The organism is Achromobacter marplatensis (genome assembly GCF_002209535.1).
GTDB lineage: Bacteria > Pseudomonadota > Gammaproteobacteria > Burkholderiales > Burkholderiaceae_B > Achromobacter > Achromobacter marplatensis.
On sequence record NZ_NJIG01000005.1, the window covers coordinates 420,494 to 439,267 of the forward strand.

The 18,774-nt window shown below is 61.8% G+C and carries 22 protein-coding genes and 1 tRNA gene; 6 read left to right on the forward strand and 17 right to left on the reverse strand.

What is annotated here, in order from left to right:
* The 10 genes from CEY09_RS32180 to CEY09_RS14940 all read right to left on the reverse strand — a co-directional run bounded on the left by CEY09_RS32180 (position 1) and on the right by CEY09_RS14940 (position 5,586).
* A complete protein-coding gene (locus CEY09_RS32180) occupies positions 1-150 on the reverse strand; it encodes a hypothetical protein (RefSeq protein ID WP_006224060.1) in 150 nt (49 codons plus the stop codon).
* Positions 147-632 carry a phage tail assembly chaperone gene (locus tag CEY09_RS14900; protein WP_006224061.1) on the reverse strand — a complete coding sequence of 162 codons (486 nt, stop codon included), beginning with the start codon at positions 630-632 and terminating at the stop codon, positions 147-149. The genes CEY09_RS32180 and CEY09_RS14900 overlap by 4 nt, the downstream gene beginning before the upstream one ends.
* Positions 632-1,060, reverse strand: coding sequence for a phage structural protein (locus CEY09_RS14905; protein WP_006224062.1), 429 nt, complete (start codon positions 1,058-1,060; stop codon positions 632-634). The genes CEY09_RS14900 and CEY09_RS14905 overlap by 1 nt, the downstream gene beginning before the upstream one ends.
* 13 nt (positions 1,061-1,073) lie before the next feature.
* A complete protein-coding gene (locus tag CEY09_RS14910; protein WP_088589202.1) occupies positions 1,074-2,432 on the reverse strand; it encodes a DUF3383 family protein in 1,359 nt (452 codons plus the stop codon).
* Between the two features lie 61 nt (positions 2,433-2,493).
* Positions 2,494-3,018: a phage neck terminator protein gene (locus tag CEY09_RS14915; RefSeq protein ID WP_088589203.1), complete on the reverse strand. Its 525-nt coding sequence runs from the start codon at positions 3,016-3,018 to the stop codon at positions 2,494-2,496.
* Between the two features lie 89 nt (positions 3,019-3,107).
* On the reverse strand, positions 3,108-3,389 hold the full coding sequence (locus CEY09_RS14920) for a hypothetical protein (protein WP_088589204.1): 282 nt from the start codon (positions 3,387-3,389) through the stop codon (positions 3,108-3,110).
* Positions 3,386-3,778: a hypothetical protein gene (locus CEY09_RS14925; RefSeq protein ID WP_088589205.1), complete on the reverse strand. Its 393-nt coding sequence runs from the start codon at positions 3,776-3,778 to the stop codon at positions 3,386-3,388. Before CEY09_RS14925 ends, CEY09_RS14920 begins: the two co-directional genes overlap by 4 nt.
* A gap of 80 nt (positions 3,779-3,858) precedes the next feature.
* A complete protein-coding gene (locus CEY09_RS14930; RefSeq protein WP_088589206.1) occupies positions 3,859-4,542 on the reverse strand; it encodes a hypothetical protein in 684 nt (227 codons plus the stop codon).
* Entirely contained in the window at positions 4,529-5,350 is an 822-nt protein-coding gene (locus CEY09_RS14935; RefSeq protein ID WP_088589207.1) for a YdaU family protein, read from the reverse strand. Before CEY09_RS14935 ends, CEY09_RS14930 begins: the two co-directional genes overlap by 14 nt.
* Positions 5,347-5,586 carry a transcriptional regulator gene (locus CEY09_RS14940; RefSeq protein WP_088589208.1) on the reverse strand — a complete coding sequence of 80 codons (240 nt, stop codon included), beginning with the start codon at positions 5,584-5,586 and terminating at the stop codon, positions 5,347-5,349. Before CEY09_RS14940 ends, CEY09_RS14935 begins: the two co-directional genes overlap by 4 nt.
* 71 nt (positions 5,587-5,657) lie before the next feature.
* Here CEY09_RS14940 and CEY09_RS14945 point away from each other — a divergent pair, with 71 nt between their 5' ends.
* A complete protein-coding gene (locus CEY09_RS14945) occupies positions 5,658-6,731 on the forward strand; it encodes a S24 family peptidase (protein WP_088589209.1) in 1,074 nt (357 codons plus the stop codon).
* A gap of 138 nt (positions 6,732-6,869) precedes the next feature.
* Here CEY09_RS14945 and CEY09_RS14950 read toward each other — a convergent pair whose 3' ends face one another.
* Together CEY09_RS14950 and CEY09_RS31940 are read right to left on the reverse strand one after the other, a co-directional pair.
* Positions 6,870-8,234 carry a glycosyl hydrolase family 28-related protein gene (locus tag CEY09_RS14950; RefSeq protein ID WP_088589210.1) on the reverse strand — a complete coding sequence of 455 codons (1,365 nt, stop codon included), beginning with the start codon at positions 8,232-8,234 and terminating at the stop codon, positions 6,870-6,872.
* Between the two features lie 158 nt (positions 8,235-8,392).
* Positions 8,393-9,250, reverse strand: a complete 858-nt coding sequence (locus CEY09_RS31940; protein WP_143219559.1) for a hypothetical protein — start codon at positions 9,248-9,250, stop codon at positions 8,393-8,395.
* A gap of 372 nt (positions 9,251-9,622) precedes the next feature.
* Between CEY09_RS31940 and CEY09_RS14955 the strand changes: the two genes are divergently transcribed.
* Together CEY09_RS14955 and CEY09_RS14960 are read left to right on the forward strand one after the other, a co-directional pair.
* The gene (locus CEY09_RS14955) at positions 9,623-10,654 is read left to right on the forward strand and encodes a LexA family transcriptional regulator (protein ID WP_088589211.1); all 1,032 of its coding nucleotides are present in this window, start codon (positions 9,623-9,625) and stop codon (positions 10,652-10,654) included.
* A 5-nt stretch (positions 10,655-10,659) separates the two neighbouring features.
* Complete coding sequence (locus CEY09_RS14960) at positions 10,660-11,142, forward strand: hypothetical protein (RefSeq protein ID WP_088589212.1); 483 nt, start codon at positions 10,660-10,662, stop codon at positions 11,140-11,142.
* A gap of 134 nt (positions 11,143-11,276) precedes the next feature.
* Here the strand turns inward: CEY09_RS14960 and CEY09_RS14965 are convergent.
* Positions 11,277-11,352, reverse strand: a tRNA-His gene (locus CEY09_RS14965).
* A 219-nt stretch (positions 11,353-11,571) separates the two neighbouring features.
* Between CEY09_RS14965 and cls the strand changes: the two genes are divergently transcribed.
* Positions 11,572-13,029 carry a cardiolipin synthase gene (gene cls, locus CEY09_RS14970; protein WP_088589213.1) on the forward strand — a complete coding sequence of 486 codons (1,458 nt, stop codon included), beginning with the start codon at positions 11,572-11,574 and terminating at the stop codon, positions 13,027-13,029.
* 32 nt (positions 13,030-13,061) lie between these two features.
* Positions 13,062-13,976: a LysR family transcriptional regulator gene (locus tag CEY09_RS14975; RefSeq protein ID WP_088589214.1), complete on the forward strand. Its 915-nt coding sequence runs from the start codon at positions 13,062-13,064 to the stop codon at positions 13,974-13,976.
* On the opposite strand, the gene CEY09_RS14980 is transcribed toward CEY09_RS14975, so the two are convergent.
* The 3 genes from CEY09_RS14980 to CEY09_RS14990 are packed head-to-tail and all read right to left on the reverse strand — an operon-like array spanning position 13,977 to position 16,952.
* The gene (locus CEY09_RS14980; RefSeq protein WP_088589215.1) at positions 13,977-14,768 is read right to left on the reverse strand and encodes an enoyl-CoA hydratase; all 792 of its coding nucleotides are present in this window, start codon (positions 14,766-14,768) and stop codon (positions 13,977-13,979) included. It abuts the gene before it with no gap.
* 11 nt (positions 14,769-14,779) lie between these two features.
* The gene (locus CEY09_RS14985) at positions 14,780-15,751 is read right to left on the reverse strand and encodes a Bug family tripartite tricarboxylate transporter substrate binding protein (RefSeq protein WP_088589216.1); all 972 of its coding nucleotides are present in this window, start codon (positions 15,749-15,751) and stop codon (positions 14,780-14,782) included.
* 19 nt (positions 15,752-15,770) lie between these two features.
* Positions 15,771-16,952 (reverse strand): CaiB/BaiF CoA transferase family protein, encoded by a 1,182-nt coding sequence (locus CEY09_RS14990; protein WP_088589217.1) that lies wholly within the window; start codon positions 16,950-16,952, stop codon positions 15,771-15,773.
* A 259-nt stretch (positions 16,953-17,211) separates the two neighbouring features.
* On the opposite strand from CEY09_RS14990, the gene CEY09_RS14995 reads away from it, so the two are divergent.
* Positions 17,212-18,186: a Bug family tripartite tricarboxylate transporter substrate binding protein gene (locus CEY09_RS14995; RefSeq protein WP_088589218.1), complete on the forward strand. Its 975-nt coding sequence runs from the start codon at positions 17,212-17,214 to the stop codon at positions 18,184-18,186.
* Positions 18,187-18,222: 36 nt separating this feature from the next.
* Here the strand turns inward: CEY09_RS14995 and CEY09_RS15000 are convergent, their stop codons facing one another.
* A complete protein-coding gene (locus CEY09_RS15000) occupies positions 18,223-18,651 on the reverse strand; it encodes a PaaI family thioesterase (RefSeq protein WP_088589219.1) in 429 nt (142 codons plus the stop codon).
* Between the last annotated feature and the right edge of the window lie 123 nt (positions 18,652-18,774).

Here is an 18,774-nt window from a genome sequence, read left to right on the forward strand (position 1 = left end):
TTACCTCGCCTTTCGTTCTGCCGCAATCTGTGCGGCCTCCTGGGCGTCCATCAGCGCATTCAGCTTCAGGATGTCCAGGAAGTCGACGTCGCCGCGTTTAACGGCGTCCAGACTGACATGGCGGGCCAGGATGGGCCGCCAGATGATCAACTCTCGTTCGAAGCCTGCGTCGAACCGCCCGACAGGCTCGCCAGCTTCGCGCGGGCCGGACCAAAGCGGCCGGCCCAGCGCACCAAAGGGCCGGCGAAGTTGTGCTCAAGAATGTGGAAGAGCAGTTCCAGAATTTCGGCGTAGTCGGCGAACGCCAGGCCTCGATGCGCGGACGTCAGCTTCTGCGGCTCACGGCCGGCCAGCTCGAAACTGACCAGTTCCGGATCGATCAGGCGTTCGGCCCAACTGGCCAGGGCGTCGCCACCCAGCCTGGCCGACAGTTCGCGAAAGGCCTGCAGCATCGCCTTCTCGTCCCGTTCCCCCGCCGCGCCGTCGCCGCCGAAAACGGCGGTCAGCATGGAACCGGCCGCAGGCAGCGCTTCCTTTTGCAGATCGCCCAGCAGCTTCAGTTGACGGAAGGGGTCGAACCGGGAGATCCGGAAGACCGTGGAGCCGATGGCCACCTCTTTGACGGCGCTCATCAGGTATTGCCCCCGATCACGTTGATGGCCGGGCCGGTTTCGATCGTCCACTCGCGGCTGCCGACCTTGGCGCCGTAGCCGGCATCCGGCGTCTTGACGATCCAGGCCGAATCCGACGCATGCAGCGACGTGCCGCGCAGGTCGGTCACAGAAATCGGCACGGCGCCGTTGCCGTCGGTTGCCCGGTCGGCCTGATGCAGCGCGGTCAGTGCCGCATTGCTGGCGCTGGTCTGCATCAGCGTCAGCGTGATGCGCAGCCGGGAATCGCGCGACATCGCGCGCGCCACCTCGCCATCGACGCCGACCACGGAGGCGATGCCTTCACCGATTTCGGTCACAGTGACAAAGGTGTCTTCGGCCAGGCCGGAGATGGGCAGCGCGCCCATCACGATCTTCACCTGGTTGGGTGCGTAGGTTTTGACGGACATGGATAGGCCCCGATTACAGTTGTTGGTAGGTGAGGTTGCCCTTGATCTCGGCAACATGGATGGCGCCCGCCAGGCGGGCGCTGAACGTCAGGTCGCGCAGGATGCGGTTGGCCTTGTCGTTGGAGGAAACACTGGCAGCACGCGGCACGTTGATCACGAAGCCGGGAATCTTGCGGCCGGCCTCGTCGATCTCGTCGGGCGCGACCAGGCCGCGGCTCTGGCCCAGCAACAGTGCCTGGCGGATGCCATTGACCAGAATCTGGATGCCCACGTCGGTGTAGGGCACCTTGCCGTTGGCGTTGATCAATTGCGACGCCACGTTGATCTTCACCTGCTCGGCCAGCCAGTCGCGGCCGCGGATCACGTCGATCCATTCGCCGGCGGCGACCTTGCCGTTCTGGGTGACCGCGAAGTTGCGCATCTGCTCGAACGTATTGGCGTTCTTCGCGTGGGCTGCCAGCGCCTGGGATTCGCTCAGGTTGTCGTAGGTGACGCCCGAGAGCCGCGTGTTCGCCCACGTTTCGCCGCCGGGATAGAAGGTGAAGCGGTTGGCAGTGACCGCGGCTTCCAGCGCTTCGGCGCGAGCCTGCCCGTGGAACCAGACATGCGTCCGGAAGTATTGCTTCTGCTGGCACTTCGAGGCGATGTCGCTGGAGACGGCAGCATCGATGATGCCGGCCTGGTCGCTGGACACACCGAACAGGCGCTCGTTGGATTCGACCCATTCGGCGGCGTCCAGCACGTCGGCTTCAACGCGGCTGGCCAGGGCCACGCCATACCAGTCGCCGTTCTCGCGCAGGCAGGCATTCAGCGCGGCGGACGGGGTTTCGGTGCTCTCGGGCGCCGACAACTGCAGGTTGCCCTTGACGGCGATGGCGACCGCTTGCCCCGCTTGCTTGGCGGTGACCGACACTTCGGCACCGACGGCCGTCGCGGTTGCCGGCGCATTGGTCTGGCCGATAGCCGTGACCAGGGCGGTGGCGATCGTCTGCGGCGTGCTGTCGGCCAAGCCCGTGGCAGACACGTCAGCGCTTTGCACCACGCCGTTCGCGTCGCGCCACGACAGCGTGACCACGTAGTCCGATGCGGTGGCGCGCGTCACCGTCACGCGCGAGGCATCCACCTGGCGGCGGCCGACAAAAACGCGGGCGACGGTCGGGATCTGCTTGAAGGCATCGCGTACCGCGACGTACAGGGGGTCGGTCGGCGCAATGCCCATGTCGAGCAATTCGCCCGCCTCGGTCACTGCCAGGACGCGGTTGACGGCCAGCGCATGCGCGCCGAGGATCAGGATGTCAGAGAAATTCTGCTCCTTGATCGCCGTGGTGTTCAGCGAGATCGCCACATTGACGATCCGGTCGATTTTTGCCATTTGCGGCTCCAAAAAAAAGCCGCCCGAAGGCGGCAGCACAACGTTAGGAAGACCGGGGACGCTACGGCGCCGTCACGATCTCCGCGGAGAAAGGGGTTTGCAGGGAAGGCTGGAGCCCTCCCGTCGTGGTGAGGGTGCCAGTCACCGTTTCGATGACGCCCACGAAATCGACATAGGTCTGCGCATAGCGGATGCCTAGCTCGCGCACGCCTAGCCGCTCGCTGGCAGCGCCGGCACTTTCGCGCGGTACCCGCTGCAGGCGGCCGGCGTCGAACAATGCCAGGGCCAGGGCTTCGGCCCGTTCCTCGTAGACGGGGTGGCGCAAGGTCAAGCCAATCTTGTCCAGCACGTCGTAGGCGGCCGCGCCGACACTGCGCAGTTCGACGGTGGCATCGCGGTGATCATGAACGGGCTGGTTGCCGTTATCGTGGACCATGCCTTCTTCGGCCGGACCCGCCTCTACCCACCGCACCGCCATCGCGATGTAAGGCGGCAAGGCGCCAGGCTCCACCTGGTCGGAAGGGATGACGGGAACACCGCCCGCGGCGGCCGTCACCAGTGTCAGAATTGCGTTCTCGGGCGTCATGGCGGCCTCGGTGATGGATCGGAAAAAACAAAGCCCGCGAACCGTGGAGGTTGGCGGGCTGCATTTCGTGTGGGCGCAATGCCCCGCGGCTATTGTCTCAAATCCGGTCCTAAATGGCGCGTGTTTTTCTGAAGTGCGTGTCCCAATTCCGACCATGCATACGTGGCGGACTTCGTATTACCGCCGCAGCGCTGCACGTGGCCCGCATCCAGCAAATGATCCAGCACACGGCGGGCGCCTCGGCGCATGGCCTCTTGCGACGCAGGCGCCAGAGGAATGCCGCGGCTGACATGGCGCAGGATCTCCGCCATCCTGAATTCCCGTCCCGGATACGCGGCCAACAGATCAATGACCTCGTGCGCGTACTTCATTTGAACGCCCTCCATACCTGCTGCTTGAAACTTCCCAGCGCCACCTTGTAGTACGGCAGCGTGATGCCGATAACGCGGGACGCCTTGTCCTGACGCAAATGCGCGGGCAGGTCGCCGTATTCCGCACGGCGCGTGTATTCCGCCTGGATGATGCGACGCTCGGCCAGCGGCAGCGCTTCGTACAGGGCATGCACCTTGCACGCGCGCTCATGGTTCACCGGAATGCGTATGGGCTCGTCGTCGTCATCGTGGCCGGGCTGCGGCGGAAACTCGCACACGTCCGGCATTGCTTGCGCCATCCGACGCGGGCCTGGCCAATCGCCTTCCCACTGCGACCGCATCCAGTTGCGGATCTCGTCTTCCACCCAACGTGGCAATCCTTCTTCCATTCCACACCTCGTCTCAATTCCATTGATGCCAATTCGGGCGAGCCCTTCTCGCATACGCCGCCCGGATACGAATCGCTTGCTCATGGGGTCTGCGGATGGGAGGTGCCTTTGGCGACCGTCAGCATTTCCGCGATCGCTTTCGTGGGATGTCCTCCCATTGCGATCCGCGCTTCCCATCGATCGATCCACTCGCGATGCGACCGGCTGCGGGGCTCCAGCAGCTGCCCCGCGCCCATCGCCCTGAGTGCGGCCTCGGCTTGGGCGCGCGTGGCCAGGGTCTGGCCTGGCGCGGGCAACGCCGCACGCGGCGGCGGAATTTCTGGCCATGCCCCCTTGCCCAGTTCTTCAGACAACGTCCTTTCCCAGCGCACCTTCATCGACCCGTAGTTGCTGTTCAGAAGATCCACCGTGCTGACACCCACTGCCGCCCAATAAACGGCGGGATGCGACCAGCAGCCGCTTTCGCCCCGACGCCGCGCCGACATGCCACGCACGGCCTCGTGATAGGCCACTTCCGGCGTCAACCACGGGCAACACAGCTTCAGGAACTCCGGCAGCGTCGGCGGCCACTCCCGCGCCAGGCACGCCATCAAGCCGCGCCTGACCTGCGGCTCGTCAAGCCCTGCCAATTTCTGGTTCCAAGAGTCTTTCAGCTCGCGCGGCGTCAGGCCTTCCCACTGCTGCGCGAACTTCGCGCCGTAGAGCAGGTGCATTTCACGAACGACCAGTGCCCCCAGCCCCGCCGATGCGTCAGCGACTTGCATCGATCACTCCCATGTCGATCTCGTTGCGAGCATGACTTTCAGCCAGCACGCTACGCAGCTCCGACGACCAATCCGCCCGCTGCCGCGCCCGGTTGGCGGGCGCGGCACGAGCGGTATCACGCGGCGGGAACAGGCCCAGGTAACCGCTGGCAATGCTGTGGGCGATAACGGCGTGCGGAGCAATGCCGTCAGCCCGGTAACCCGCAAGTTGCTGCAGCTGACGCCGCGCGCCCTCCTCCGTTATCGGTTTCTTGCGGTCTTTTCGATCGGCTACCCAACTTCTCCAGTCCGCGGGATCTAGCCATTCAGGCAACGCAATCGCCGCGGCGTCAAATCCGGCTCTGCGAGGGCACGGCGTTGGAACGGATTCTTGCTGGCTTCTGGTTTCTGGTTCTAGTTCTGGTTCCTGGTTAGTTGCGTCGACGTTCAACGGATGTTGAACAGCCTCGGCGCCCACGCCGATCTTGCGGTGCTGCGCCTGCCGTGCCCGCTTTGCGGCGCTAGCCTTGCCTGCGACGGACTTCGCCTCCTTGTTGCCGTGATAGCGGGCGATCTCCGCGTCGCAGCGGGCATGCCTCCAGCCGTGCTCCGTTGCAGCAAAAAACTCGTTCAATACTTGGGAGACGGCGGCCTGTTCCTCATCGGACCGCGCGATCAGCAAACGGCACAGCTTGTCGACGTCCCGGGACAAGGGGGCCTCCGTGTCGTAATAGAGTTCGATCAAGTCGCGGTACACGCTGCGTTCAATACGCGTGAGGTGACGGGTCGCGCTGTTGAAATCGCCAATGTGGTGGGGGTAATAGTTCATCGCGCCTTTGTCCCTTCGGCCAGCTCAGGCCAGATTCGGATGCAGTCGGCGGGACGCAGGTCGCGCCGGGTGACCACGCCGCAGGTGGCTTGCTCGATCAGGGCGCAATGCTTGACCGGGACGGGCCTGCGGCCCGTGCGCCACTGATAGATCAGCGCGGGGGATACCCCCACGCGTCGAGCGAGCGCCGCAGCGGTGAGCGCCCCCTCCCGGTTGAAATAATCATGTAGCTTCATCACTAAAACTATAGCGATGCTACAGTTTATAAGCAAGCCATGCTATAGTTTTATTTGAATAGCATTGCTATATGAAAATGTGGACGATCGAAGAGGAAGCCGCCGCCCTGCGCGCACGCTTTGAAGGCGTGAACCGCGCGGCATTCGCTCGCGACCACGAGGTCAAGGGCGGCCAGGCGATGATTTATCAGCACATCACTGGTCGGCGTCCCATTGGCATCGAGGCCGCAATGGCTTATGCCGAAGGCTTCGGCTGCACACTCGCCGCGATCAGCCCGCGCCTGGCCCTCGAAGCCCAAAAGGCAGCGTCGCTATCGACGGCCGCCCCCCTTCCCCCGCCGGCTGCAGACGTGGCATGGCCTTTTCCGTCGGTACCCGCATCACTGGTTAGAGGCCTGGCCGACGATCAGCTCAAGCGCCTGGAAGGCGCGTTGCTGCTCGCACTGGGCCAGATGGGCGTGAAGGCCAAGGGATCGTCCGCGCAGTCCAAGGCTCAGCAAGCCAAACGCGGCACCGTCATGAACATCGACGCCGTCGCAGACGAATTCCCGATGGCGCCGGTCGCTGCTGCCCCATGGGATCCTGATGGTCTTACCACCCATCAGGCTGATCGCGCCCAAGCCTTGCGCATCAGCACGGCGGCCAACGTCGGCCACGTCGCCAACGCCGGCTACTCCGCCAACGACCAGGAATTCATGCCCATCCCTGAACTGGATGTGCGCCTGGCCGCCGGCCGGCTTGGCATTGAGAACTACCACGAGACCGAGATCGGCGAAATCTTGCTGCGCCGCTCATTCCTGGAATCGTTCAAGCTGCCGCTCAGCCGCATGAAAATCGTTTATGCGCAGGGCGACAGCATGGAACCCGTCATCCGCAATGGCGGCCCCATGCTGTTCTTCGAAGATCCCGTCACCGACCCGCGCGAGATCGACCCGCGTACGGTGTACGCGATCAACCACGGTGGCAAGATGATCGTGAAGTGCATCGCGCGCGAACGCGAAGGCGGATGGCTGGCCAAATCGCTGAACCCCGCTTACGCGCCCTTCCCGCTGGAAAAGGAAGACGGATGCGAAGTGCGCATCGTCGGACGGATCCTGTGGTCGCCCTATGATCTGCGCAATGGCGTGGATGAGCGGCTGCTGTAGACATCCTGTGGTTTGACGCCAGCGCCATTCTCCTGTCAAGGCGACATAAGGGACTGCCTTCTACCTCACCCACGTTTTATTGGCAACGATTCAACAACAGACACCTAGGTGTCTGTTGTTGAATGAGCTGTTGCCGTGTTAGAAAAGCTCCTCGACCAACAGCGAGCCATCGGTTACGCGCGCAATATTCCCATCGCTACTGGCGAACATCACGCTGGCAGTATAGGTGCCACCACTTGGCACATCAAAGAGTGCGTCTGAGTCAATCGACTGCAAATACAGGTGATAGGGAATCTCGCGCATCGTGCTTTGATGAGGAACTCCGTTCAAAGCCAAAATGAATTTGGCGGTACCCGTACTAAGCTTGCCCACTCGACCAGAGAATCGGGCACGAAGCTTGGCACCGGGCTTTACATTCGAAAGAACAACGGAAAACGGCCCGGCTGGAACATAGGAGGTGCTTGCCGTATCTACGGCCGTATCTACAAGCGTCTTTTGTACAACATCGCGGGTACGCCACACACGCTTCCCCTGGACGATCTCAACGCCGGAATGCGACCTCACACTTACATAAGGCATAACGGGAAGAGGGGCTCCATCACCTTCTTGAAAAATGGTGAAGGTATTTCCCAGAGACCCGGAGATGCCTCCGACCGGATTGCTCGCGCCGATGTTCTGGAATACGTTCTCCATGGGAAACCGGGTATCTCCGGACCACGGCTGAAAAAACACCGACCAACCGTAAGAGGGAGCCCCGCCCGGAATCACCTGCAAACCCTGAAACGTATTATTGTCTGCACCATGCAGATAAATTCCGCTCGAAAGCGCCGACCCTCCGTAGAAAAAGACTCCACCAATAAAATCGTTATTTGCAGAATCAGGCTGCCCCGTCAGAGACTTTGTTTCGAGAACACCGGAAGTCAGCATTATCCCCTGCGCATTGACGTTTGCAGGTAGTACCGCATAGCAATGAAGGAAAGTGTTATTACCACATCCGTACGCGCAAGCGGGCGGAAACTGAGACCTAGTGGTCAAAACATACCCGGCCTTGGTGTATGCCTTAGCCATCACCGCGGTAAAAAAACTATCTGCAACGTGATTCACGAGTAGGCCAATCCCCGCCTTCTTATTGCAATTCAGCATCATTTGTTCAATGCCCATTGCATGGAGTGGGCCCGCGAGATAGACAACGGCGGCATTGTCACTGGCCGGACCATCATACAAGATCTCGGTTGCTCCCCTTTGCTGTACAAAATCCTGACCATCGTGACTTCCGAAACCCTCGCCGACGAGCCGAATTCGGTGATCCCGAGTGGAAACATGGGTATCTGCGCCATCACCAATGACGATAGACTGGCTGATACGGAATAGGCCCCGGCCAAAATTGACGATCCCTCCTCCTAGCTGATCTGCTGCAGCTATCGCCGCCATGATTGCAGGAAAGCTGTCGGCAGCACCTGTGGGGTCAGCCCCAAAATCCAGAACATTGATTGAATCACTCATAAAACGACCCTCACCATTTTCGAGCAGGTTTTATACGAGCCTATCGAATTCGTCTCGACGAATTAATAGAATCTCCCTGATCTGTTTATCCGCCACTTGGGAACTCTTCAGGCTCATCTAGATGCGACGTATAGGCGCACGCAGCTAAACATCACTCTTCAAGGTGTGATCGTCTTCTGATACCAATAGATGTCCCACAGACTCGGGGCAGGCCGACTGCTCCCCTGCGAAGTGGCCGCCCCGAAATACAATTGATATGCCGGAAGCCACGGATTGATGTTTCCATAAGAATTTCTAAGAAATGCCGCAAACGCATTCCAACTTTTCCCGGTGTCCGCCGATGTCACGTTGTCTACCGCTTCCCATGTACCCGAACCCATGGAACCCCACTTCATTCGATAGACATCGAGCCGGCCTTCATCATTTAGCCGATTCGTGACCATGTATACCTTGTCGGTGGTGGCGTCATATCCGAAGTCGGCTGCAGTAATGAACCCACCGTAGACGCCTTGCTCAGAAATCTGGTATTGGTAGTCCAGGTTCAAACCATTGGGAGAATGAAACAGATGATAGTGCTGGGGCCCACCCGCCGTCTCTTGACGTAGCACAAACAGCCAGACAGCTGCCCCCCCTGTTCCATTAATGGCAACTTGATGGCCAATCCCATAGGCTTGACCATAGTTCTCGCGATAAATGGGCGTGGGATGCTTGACCCAGTGAATCTTGTCATTAGAAAAGGCAACACCAACCCCGTTATTGACCCCCCCATTTGATCCATCATTCGTGCCGGTGTAGTACATAGCGTATTGGTAATGTGTTGCGCTGCCCAGCGGATAGATGAAATCGCCTTTAACCACACTCGGATCGCATGTATGCGCCGAATCCCAACCATTGCTGCCCTGATTACCGGGCTGCAAAACGTTCTGAATCGACCCATAGGTCGGCCCTGAAACATCGATGTTTTGATAATAGATATTGTCGGCATTATTGCCCGACCCACACCACCATATATCCATGGAATTCCCTTCCCGGATTACTGCCGGTGCATAGTCGTATCCAGAGCGCTGAAAAAGCACCCCAGATTGCGACGGGGGCTGCGCGAGCGCTGCCACGCACGGAACCAGGAGGGTTACGTACGCCAAGATATTTCGTGCGAATTTCATAAATTCCTCATTTCACGTTGATATTGAGTTGACTCTTCACGCATTGGCCAGGGTGCCGCGTCAAGGACGCTTCCCACCCATCGCCTTTGCGGCTTCGGCTTGCGTCCTGACCGTGGGCCCCTACATGTTGAAAAAAGGCCTCGTTTCAGTGGGCAGTTCATTTAATCGCAATTGCGCTTAAAATTCAAGCGCCATTGCGCTTGCTTCAGGTATCACAATTGCGATATGAAAGCTTTAAAAGACCGCCTTGTAGAAGCAAGGACTGAATCAGGCCTGTCCCAAGCTCAGCTAGCGAAAGCCGTGGGCGCAGGGCAGTCAACCATCGCGAGCATCGAAAACGGCCGAAACAAGGGGTCTTCCCTGTTCCTTGACTTGGCGCGCGCGCTGAATGTGAACGTGGAATGGCTCGTGGACGGCACAGGATCCAAACGAGACACTGTGAGTTCCCTGCAGACCGATCATCGGAAGATCGCATCGGCTTGGCCCTTTCCCGACATTTCCGAAGAAGATGTCCGGGCGCTGCCTAAAGCGCATATCAACGCGCTACAGGGTGCGCTGGCCCTGGCTATTGCTCAACTGAAACTGGGTGTGAAGATTTCGACGCACGTGACCATGATGCGCGGAGGACAACCAGCCAACGGCACTGCACCTGACGAATTCCCAATGACTGCTACACGTCATGACAATCCATGGGAAGGCGGCACAACGACCAGATACGAGGAGAGCCTCCTGCAGTTGCACATCAGCCGGACCCCTAAAGTCGGCCATGTGCCCAAGGCCGGCTATTCAGCGGACGATCAGGACCTTTTGCCCGTTCCTGAGTTGGACGTGCGGCTGGCTGCCGGGGAGTTGGGCATTGAGAACTATGAGGAAACGGCGATCGGAGAGATCCTATTCCGCCGCTCATTCCTGGAATCGTTCAAGCTGCCGCTCAGCCGCATGAAAATCGTTTATGCGCAGGGCGACAGCATGGAACCCGTCATCCGCAATGGCGGCCCCATGCTGTTCTTCGAAGACCCCGTCACCGACCCGCGCGAGATCGACCCGCGTACGGTGTACGCGATCAACCACGGAGGGAAGATGATCGTGAAGTGCATCGCGCGCGAACGCGAAGGCGGATGGCTGGCCAAATCGCTGAATCCCGCTTACGCGCCCTTTCCGCTGGAAAAGGAAGACGGATGCGAGGTGCGCATCGTCGGACGGATCCTGTGGTCACCCTATGATCTGCGCAATGGCGTGGATGAGCGGCTGCTGTAGACCCCATGCGCATCTGGACGCAACTCGCACTGAGCGCCGCGATCGCGACGGTGTCCATGCCGGCAGCGGCGGATTGCATGTCGCCTTGGAAAGCGTTTTTCAGCTGCGATATCGTAAATTCCGATGCCCATGCGGAATTCTGCAAACTCGATGATCCCGGCGCCTATCCGGCGCTGAAGGAAGGCTATTACACCTATACCCGAGGCATCGGTCCGGCCGAATTGCGCTTTGAAACCGACAACGTCCTGGAGTCATTCAAAGAGAACGCGTTCAGCCCGACGCAGGCCGTCGCGGCATTCGGATACGTGCGCGGAACGTACGTGTACGCATTCTTCGCCACCGAAGACAGGAAAGGCGGCTTCCCCCACGCAGAGATCCGGGTCTACAACACGGTGGGGAAATTCATGGATAAAACCAAAGGCAATGAATCTGAACGGCTGGTCTGCAGTCCGGATAGCATCCGAACGATTGATTCATTTCTTGGGTAGCCGGTAATGCCCGGGCGCCGGAGCGCGGCACACCCGCGGCCCAACGAATTAGAAGGCGCAAAAGCATTATTAGAATTTTTCTTGCGCACAAAAGAAAAAAGCCGCTCTAGGCGGCTGATTTCTAAGGAATTCTTTGGGGTGGCTGATGGGGCTCGAACCCACGACAACTGGAATCACAATCCAGGACTCTACCAACTGAGCTACAGCCACCTCTGGTACTGCTTGGTGTTACTTTTCGGGCACCACTTTCGCAGCGCTTTTTCTTCTGCCGCCGCGCTTCAGAAAGAAGCTCAACAACGAAGAGGCCGAACTATAGCACACTTTTTCGGCCCGTCAAACGCCCTGCCCCCAATTTCACTTGCCTGACTGTCACAGCTTGCTATCCTTCCGCATGGTTCCCACTTGGAGGCCGTCTTTTACGCCGTCGCTATGGATCGCATACACGCAATTTTGATCGATTACTGGCCCCATCTGGTTTTTGCCATCAGCATCGTGGCGGGCACGGGCGCGGCGGTGCATGCCGCGATGACCAAGCAGGACGTGCGGGCGGCCATCGGCTGGGTCGGGGTGGCGTTGTTCTCGCCGTTGTTCGGTGCCCTGTTCTATTTCGTAGCGGGCATCAACCGGATCCGCAAGACGCGGCTGTCGCAGCAGCGCGACGAAGCGATGGTGGTGGATGCCGAGCAGGTCGAGACCTTGCCCGTGGACGTGGCGCCCATTTCGGGGCCGCAGTTTGCGTCCCTGAAAGTGCTGGGCGACCGCGTCAGCCGTTTCCGGCTGTTGGGCGGCAACGCGGTGCGGCCGCTTGCCGGTGGCGACGAAACTTACCCGGCCATGCTGCAGGCCATCCGCGACGCGCGTCACGCCGTGGCGATGCAAAGCTACATCTTCGACAACGACGCGATCGGGCGCGAGCTGGCGCAGGCGCTGATCGAAGCCCGCGAGCGCGGCGTCGAGGTGCGGGTGCTGATCGACGCCATCGGCTCCAAGTATTCGCGTCCGCCCATCGTGCGCATGCTGGCGCGCGGCGGGGTGCCGGTGGCGCGCTTCATGACGAACCCGCTGGGCGTGCTGCGCATGCCCTACGCGAATCTGCGCAGCCATCGCAAGGTACTGGTGATCGACGGGCGCGTGGGCTTCACCGGCGGGATGAACGTGCGCGCGGCCTTTGTCAGCGCACTGGCGGGCGACGCCACCAACCGCGACACGCACTTCCGCGTGGAGGGGCCGATCGTGACGCAGCTGATGTCGGTGTTTGCGCACGACTGGAACTTCACGACGCACGAATCCTTGCCCGCCAAGCCCTGGTTCGATCCGCACGCCTTGCCGCCCTCAGGCAACGTGCCGATGCGTTGTGTGCCGTCCGGCCCCGACCGGGCGCTGGGCAGTTCGCACAATATGCTGCTGGGCGCGCTGGCGGTGGCGCAACGCCATGTGCGCATCCAGTCGCCCTACTTCCTGCCCGACCAGACGCTGATCGGGGCCCTGGCGACCGCCGCGCGGCGTGGCATCCATGTGGACATCGTCATCCCGGGCAAGAACAACCTGCGGCTGGTGGACTACGCCATGTCGGCGCAGCTGGACCAGGTGGTGCGCACGGGTTGCCGGGTGTGGCGCGCGCATGGCGCGTTCGACCATTCCAAGCTGATGACGGTGGATGACGCCTGGGCGTATGTGGGCTCGTCCAACCTCGACCCGCGCAGCCTGCGGCTGAATTTCGAGCTGGACACCGAAATCTACGACCCCACGGTTGCCCGCTGGATCGGCGACCGGGTTGACGGGCTGATCGGCCAGGCCAAACGCGTGGCGTTGGAAGACCTGACGCAGGCGCCGTTTGCCAAGCGGCTGCGCAACAAGATCATCTGGCTGGCCACGCCGTATCTGTGACGCGGCAGATGCAACTACGGTAATCTTGCGGCATGCGCTACGAACTCACTGATCTCCGCCTTTTCCTTGCGATTGCCGAGGCAAAAAGCTTGTCGGGCGGGGCCAACACGGTACACCTGACCGCATCCTCCGCCAGTTACCGCCTGAAGAACCTGGAGTTCGCGATGGGCGTGCCGCTGTTCAAGCGCGAGGCGCGCGGCATGGAATTGACGGCGGAAGGTTCGTTTGTGCTGAAGCATGTGCGGTCGCTGCTTGCCGGCGTAGAACGCATGCACGGCGAAGTCAGCGGCTTTGCTAGCGGGCTGAAGGGTAGCGTCAAGCTGTTCGCCAACAGCAGTTCGCTCAACGGGTTCATTGTGCCCAGCCTGAGCCGCTTCCTGTCGGCCAATCCCAACGTGAACATCCTGCTGGAAGAGCGCTCCAGCAACACGATAGAGGCCGCCATCGCCGGCCAGGAAGCGGACATCGGCATCTTTGCCGGCCAGGCGAAGTCCGCCGGCGTGAACGCCATCCGCTACGCGATCGACGAGCTCATCATCGCGGCCCCGCTGAATCATCCCGTGGTGGAGAGTTCGCCGGTGCGCTTCCCGGCGGTGCTGGACCTGGACTTCGTGTGCATGAGCCGGGCCAGCAGCAACTATATCTTCCTGCGCGACATGGCCAAGCTGGCGGGCAAGACGCCCAAGATCCGAATCCATGTGCATACCTTCGACGCCGTGCTGTCCATGGTCGAGGCCGGGGTAGGCGTGTCGCTGGTGCCGCGCAGCATCGCCGCCACCGCGCTACGCGAAAAGCGCATCGCGGCGGTGGCGATCAGCGAGCCTTGGGCGTTGCGCGAACTGACGCTGGTGACGCAAGCCGGCGTGCCACTGTCGCCGTTCGTTGAGCAGGTGGCGGAGTATCTGCTGGACGACCCGATCGTCGCGGCGACACGCGGGTCGGACTGATCAGCCCTTGCGTTCGCGCTTGCTCGCCAGGAATTCGTTCATGAATTTCTGGGGTTCGCCGGTATTGAAGGCCGCGCCGAATTCCGCGACGCTATCCTCGATGGCCTCATCCACCGACATGGTCTCCCAGCGGCGCAGCAGCTTCTTCTGCTGGCGCAACGCCGCCGGTCCGAGCGCCGCGAAGCCTTCGGCCAACTTGCGCACGGCCTGGTCCAGTTCTGCTTGCGGCACGGCTGCATTGACCAGCCCCCAGTCCTGCGCGCGGCGCGCGTCAATCAATTCCCCTGTCAGCAGCATCCACGCGCTGTTGGCCGCGCCGATCAGTTGCGGCATGAGCGCAGCATGGATGACCGACGGGATGCCCACCTTGACTTCAGGCATGCCGAACTGCGCGTGGTCAGCGCAAATGCGCAAGTCGCAGGCCAGCGCGAACTCCAGGCCGCCGCCCAGGCACCAGCCGGGGATGCGGGCGATCACCGGCACTGGGAAATGGCGCACGGCGTTGCAGAGATCGCGCAGGTTCGAGATAAATTTCTGGGCGCTGGGCTCGTCCAGGGCGGCCATTTCCGCGATATCAGCGCCCGCCACGAACGCACGGTCACTGGCGCCGCGCAGCACCAGCACGCGCACCGAGTCGTCTTCGCGCAAGTGGTGAAGCGCCTCGCGCAGGCCGTTGATCACGGGCGTGCTCAGGATGTTCAGCACCCCCGCGTCCTGCATGGTCAAGGTGGCGATGCCGGTCGCGTCGATCTCGGCGCCCGCGTGGGGGAAGGTCAGATTTCTGGTGTTCACATGCGCTCCTCTTATTGCATTTTCTCGAACTTGATGTCCTCGACCACGGTCTTCCAGTGGCCATAGGACTGCGCGATAAGCGCGCCGAATTCATCGCGCGACATCGGGCTGGGTACGGCACCCTGCTTTTCGATGGCGTCAATCGTCGCAGGGTCGGCCAGCGCCTGGCGCACGGCCGCATTCAGTTTGTCCAGCACCGGCGCGGGCGTGCCGGCGGGCGCGGCCAGGCCGAACCACGACGGGTTATTCATGGCGGGCAGGCCGGCTTCGGCGTAGGTCGGCACGTCGGGCAGGACCTTGAGTCGCTGCTTGGCTGCCACAGCCAGCGGGCGGATGCGCTGCCCCTGGATCAGCGGGTAGGACGACGGAATATTGTCGAACACCACCTGGACCTGCCCGGCGACCAGGTCGTTCAATGCGGGCCCCAGGCCCTTGTACGGCACATGCAGCATGCGCGTGCCGGTGGTCTTCATGAACAGTTCGCCATTCATATGGCTCAGCCCACCATTGCCGGACGAGCCGAACGCGTACTTATTGGGGTCGGCCTTCAGCAGCTTCAGGAATGCGGCCAAGTCTTGCGCAGGGAGCGCCGGATTGACCACCAGCACATTGGGCACATCGGCCAGATTGCTGATCGGCGCGAAGTCGCGGACGGGGTCGTAGGCGCTTTTGGCGTAGACGTTGGGGTTGACGGCATGCGAGCTTTCGACCGCCATCACCAGCGTATAGCCGTCGGCGGGCTGCTTGGCGGCGTACGCCGAACCGATGCTGCCGCCCGCACCTGGCTTGTTCTCGATGATGACGGATTGGCCTAGCTGCATGCCCAGCTTGTTGCCGACGACGCGCGCGATGATGTCAGTGGTGCCGCCCACCGCATAAGGCACGACCAGGCGGATCGGCTTGTCCGGATACTCGGCGGCAGCCAGGCCTGGCAAGGCCAAGCTGGCCAGGATGATCGCCAGCGGGAATTTGATAGGTCTCATTGTTGTCTCCTCAGGTCATTCAGATCGTGGCTGAATTCGTCAGCACGGCGTCGGTGTGTTCGCCCAGCAAGGGCGGCGCAGCGCCTAACGCGCTGGCCGGCGTACCCGCCAATAACGGATTGCGCACCAGTCGTACTTCGCCCAACACGGAATGGGTGGTGGTCTGAAGCAGTTCCCGATGCCGGACCTGCGGATGCGCGAAAACTTCGTCCAGCGTGTGGATTGGCCCCCATGGCACGCCAGTGTCGTCGAACGCATCGGTCCAGCGCTGGCGCGGCGCGGCCGCCAGCGCGGCGGCGACCTGCGGACGCAGGCTGTCCATGTTCGCCAGGCGCGCACTGTTGGTGGCATAGCGTGCATCAGCCGCCCATTCAGGGTGCCCGACCACGCCGCAGAATCGCGCGAATTGACCGTCATTGCCGATCGCCAGGATCAGGTGGCCGTCGGCGCAGGCGAAAACCTCGTAAGGCGCGCAGTTCGGATGCGCATTGCCGCTGCGCTTGGGCGCCACGCCCGACACCAGGTAGTTGGCACCCTGGTTGGCATTCAGGGCCACCGCGACGTCCAGCAGGCAGATGTCCAACGGCATGCCCTGCCCGGTGTGGTCGCGCTGGCGCAAGGCGGCCAGTACAGCTGACGTGGCGTACATGCCGGTCATCAGATCCACGACGGCGACCCCTGTGCGCAGCGGGCCGGCGCCAGGTGTACCGTCGGGCTGCCCGGTGTAGCTCATCAACCCGCCCATCCCCTGGAAGACGTAGTCGTATCCGGGCTTTCCGGCCAGCGGACCGGACTGGCCGTAACCCGTGATGGACAGGTAGATCAGACGCGGGTTGACACGGGCAAGCGAGGCGTAGTCCAGCCCGTACTTGCGAAGTCCGCCTGCTTTGTAGTTTTCGACAACGATATCCGCGTCCGCGACCAGCTCTCGAATGCGGGCCGCGCCCGCCTCCGATGCAAAGTCGATCGCGACCGATTGCTTGCCACGATTGCAGGCCATGAAGTACGCCGACATGGACGCGCTGCCGTCGGCCGACCGCAAGTCCGGAGGCCCCCAGCCGCGGGTGTCGTCGCCGCGTTCCGGGTGTTCGATCTTAATGACCTCGGCGCCAAGGTCCGACAGGTTCTGCGTGCACCAGGGGCCCGCGAGGATGCGCGACAAGTCCACGACTTTGACGCCGCGTAAGGCGTTGTGAAGCATAGTGTCTCCGTGATTCAACCGCTTTTTTGAAAATTATGTCAGCGGCCCTGTCCCACGAGGAGTTGAAAGTTTCGAATGCTGCGTTCGCGGGGTTTCAAAGCGGGTTCCCCCCCGGGGAGCACATGCCAGGCTTTAGAAAAGCGCGAACGTTGAGTTCGAATATTTCGGATGGAGTAATGCGTTTGGCACGGCCATACTGGCCCAGCCGAGGCGCATAGGCAGCAGCGCCGCCGGACGATAAGAACCCCTGGAGACAACCATGAACCGCACTATCCTGCGACGCGGCGCGCTGAGCGCGCTGCTTCTCTGCAGCGTCGCCGCCGGCGCCGCTCGCGCCGAGTACCCCGACCATCCCGTCACCGTCGTGGTGGCGTTCGCGCCTGGCGGCATGACGGACATCGTCGCGCGTCTGCTATCGGCCGAATTGGGCAAACGCTTCAAGCAGACCTTCGTGGTCGAGAACAAGCCAGGCGCCGCCGGCCAAATCGGCACCGAACTGGTAGCGCGCCAGAAGAATGACGGTTACACGCTGCTGGTCAGCGCGACGGGCCACGTGATCGGTCCGGCGGTCAATGACCGAGTCCGCTACGACCCCGTCCGCGACTTTGCCCCGATCGGCATCCTGGCACGCGCGCCGAACTTGGTGGTGGTCAATGCCGGCCTGCCGGTCAATACCGTCCCCGAATTTCTTGCATGGGGGAAAGCTCAACCGGGCGTGCCTTACGGCTCGGCGGGTTTTGGGGGGTCGACCCATCTGGGCGGCGAGTGGTTGAAGAAGATCACCGGTGTACCGATGGAGCACGTACCGTACAAGGGTGCGTCGCCTGCCACCAACGCGGTGGTGTCCGGCGAATTGAAGGTGGCCGTGCAGGACGCGATGAGCGTGGCCCCGTTCATCAAGTCGGGCCAGTTGCGGCCGATCGGCGTGGCCAGCGCACAACGCAGCAAACTGTTCCCTGACCTTCCCACGTTCGCGGAATCGGGCGTACCCGGGCTGGACGTCTACACCTGGCTTGGCTTCTATGCGCCGGCGGGCACGGATCCGGCCATTGTGGCCAAGCTGAACCAAGCCACCAACGACATCATGAATTCCCCAGAAATGGTGCAGCGGCTGGCGGGGCAGAACAGCGAACCGCTGGGTCCGATGACGCCGGATCAGGTGACAGCATTCGTCGCCGGCGAGACGGCCAAATGGCGTGATGTGGTCAAGACCACGGGCGTCAAGGTCGAGTAAGCGGCGGGGAGGCGCGCAACGCGCATCCCCGATGTCTTAACCATCCGAGGCGGGCGTCGGCGCGGCGCGTACGGCAAACACCGCATTTGCCTTGAGCATGACGCGGCCCTCTACCTGCAGCAGGCAATTGGCGTAGATCAGCCGCTTGCCCTGCTTGTCGATACGAACGTGCGCTTCCAACCAGTCTCCCGGTGTGACCGGATTCAGGTACTCCACCGACATCTGCACCGTCACCACCGACACTTGCGCCTGTTTGGCGATCGTGAACCCCAGCGCGCTGTCGGCCAGCGTGGCCAGCAGGCCGCCATGGGCGATAGCGTGCATGTTGGTGTGGGCGTGGGCCACTCGCATGGCCAGGACCGAGTCCGCATCGCGCCGGTACAGCGCGCCAAGTTCGGCCAGATGGGTCATGAAGGGACTACTGGGCTGCCAGGGCTCGAAGCCCGAAGGAATAGTGTCTATCATGGACTCACGCGAAAGGATCCGGGGAGGATCCTGAATAAGGTTCGGAGGCGTACGGAATACGCAGCAGTATCGCAAAGAAGGCCGCGGCCGGCATGTAGCCAGCCGCGGCCTTGACCGCTCTGC

Bases quoted from the DNA above. Each gene is read 5' to 3' on its own strand.
- CEY09_RS14900 (WP_006224061.1), bottom strand. From the start codon at position 632: ATGAGCGCCGTCAAAGAGGTGGCCATCGGCTCCACGGTCTTCCGGATC.
- CEY09_RS14905 (WP_006224062.1), bottom strand. From the start codon at position 1,060: ATGTCCGTCAAAACCTACGCACCCAACCAGGTGAAGATCGTGATGGGC.
- CEY09_RS14910 (WP_088589202.1), bottom strand. From the start codon at position 2,432: ATGGCAAAAATCGACCGGATCGTCAATGTGGCGATCTCGCTGAACACC.
- CEY09_RS14915 (WP_088589203.1), bottom strand. From the start codon at position 3,018: ATGACGCCCGAGAACGCAATTCTGACACTGGTGACGGCCGCCGCGGGC.
- CEY09_RS14920 (WP_088589204.1), bottom strand. From the start codon at position 3,389: ATGAAGTACGCGCACGAGGTCATTGATCTGTTGGCCGCGTATCCGGGA.
- CEY09_RS14925 (WP_088589205.1), bottom strand. From the start codon at position 3,778: ATGGAAGAAGGATTGCCACGTTGGGTGGAAGACGAGATCCGCAACTGG.
- CEY09_RS14930 (WP_088589206.1), bottom strand. From the start codon at position 4,542: ATGCAAGTCGCTGACGCATCGGCGGGGCTGGGGGCACTGGTCGTTCGT.
- CEY09_RS14935 (WP_088589207.1), bottom strand. From the start codon at position 5,350: ATGAACTATTACCCCCACCACATTGGCGATTTCAACAGCGCGACCCGT.
- CEY09_RS14940 (WP_088589208.1), bottom strand. From the start codon at position 5,586: ATGAAGCTACATGATTATTTCAACCGGGAGGGGGCGCTCACCGCTGCG.
- CEY09_RS14945 (WP_088589209.1), top strand. From the start codon at position 5,658: ATGAAAATGTGGACGATCGAAGAGGAAGCCGCCGCCCTGCGCGCACGC.
- CEY09_RS14950 (WP_088589210.1), bottom strand. From the start codon at position 8,234: ATGAGTGATTCAATCAATGTTCTGGATTTTGGGGCTGACCCCACAGGT.
- CEY09_RS31940 (WP_143219559.1), bottom strand. From the start codon at position 9,250: ATGGATATATGGTGGTGTGGGTCGGGCAATAATGCCGACAATATCTAT.
- CEY09_RS14955 (WP_088589211.1), top strand. From the start codon at position 9,623: ATGAAAGCTTTAAAAGACCGCCTTGTAGAAGCAAGGACTGAATCAGGC.
- CEY09_RS14960 (WP_088589212.1), top strand. From the start codon at position 10,660: ATGCGCATCTGGACGCAACTCGCACTGAGCGCCGCGATCGCGACGGTG.
- cls (WP_088589213.1), top strand. From the start codon at position 11,572: ATGGATCGCATACACGCAATTTTGATCGATTACTGGCCCCATCTGGTT.
- CEY09_RS14975 (WP_088589214.1), top strand. From the start codon at position 13,062: ATGCGCTACGAACTCACTGATCTCCGCCTTTTCCTTGCGATTGCCGAG.
- CEY09_RS14985 (WP_088589216.1), bottom strand. From the start codon at position 15,751: ATGAGACCTATCAAATTCCCGCTGGCGATCATCCTGGCCAGCTTGGCC.
- CEY09_RS14990 (WP_088589217.1), bottom strand. From the start codon at position 16,952: ATGCTTCACAACGCCTTACGCGGCGTCAAAGTCGTGGACTTGTCGCGC.
- CEY09_RS14995 (WP_088589218.1), top strand. From the start codon at position 17,212: ATGAACCGCACTATCCTGCGACGCGGCGCGCTGAGCGCGCTGCTTCTC.
- CEY09_RS15000 (WP_088589219.1), bottom strand. From the start codon at position 18,651: ATGATAGACACTATTCCTTCGGGCTTCGAGCCCTGGCAGCCCAGTAGT.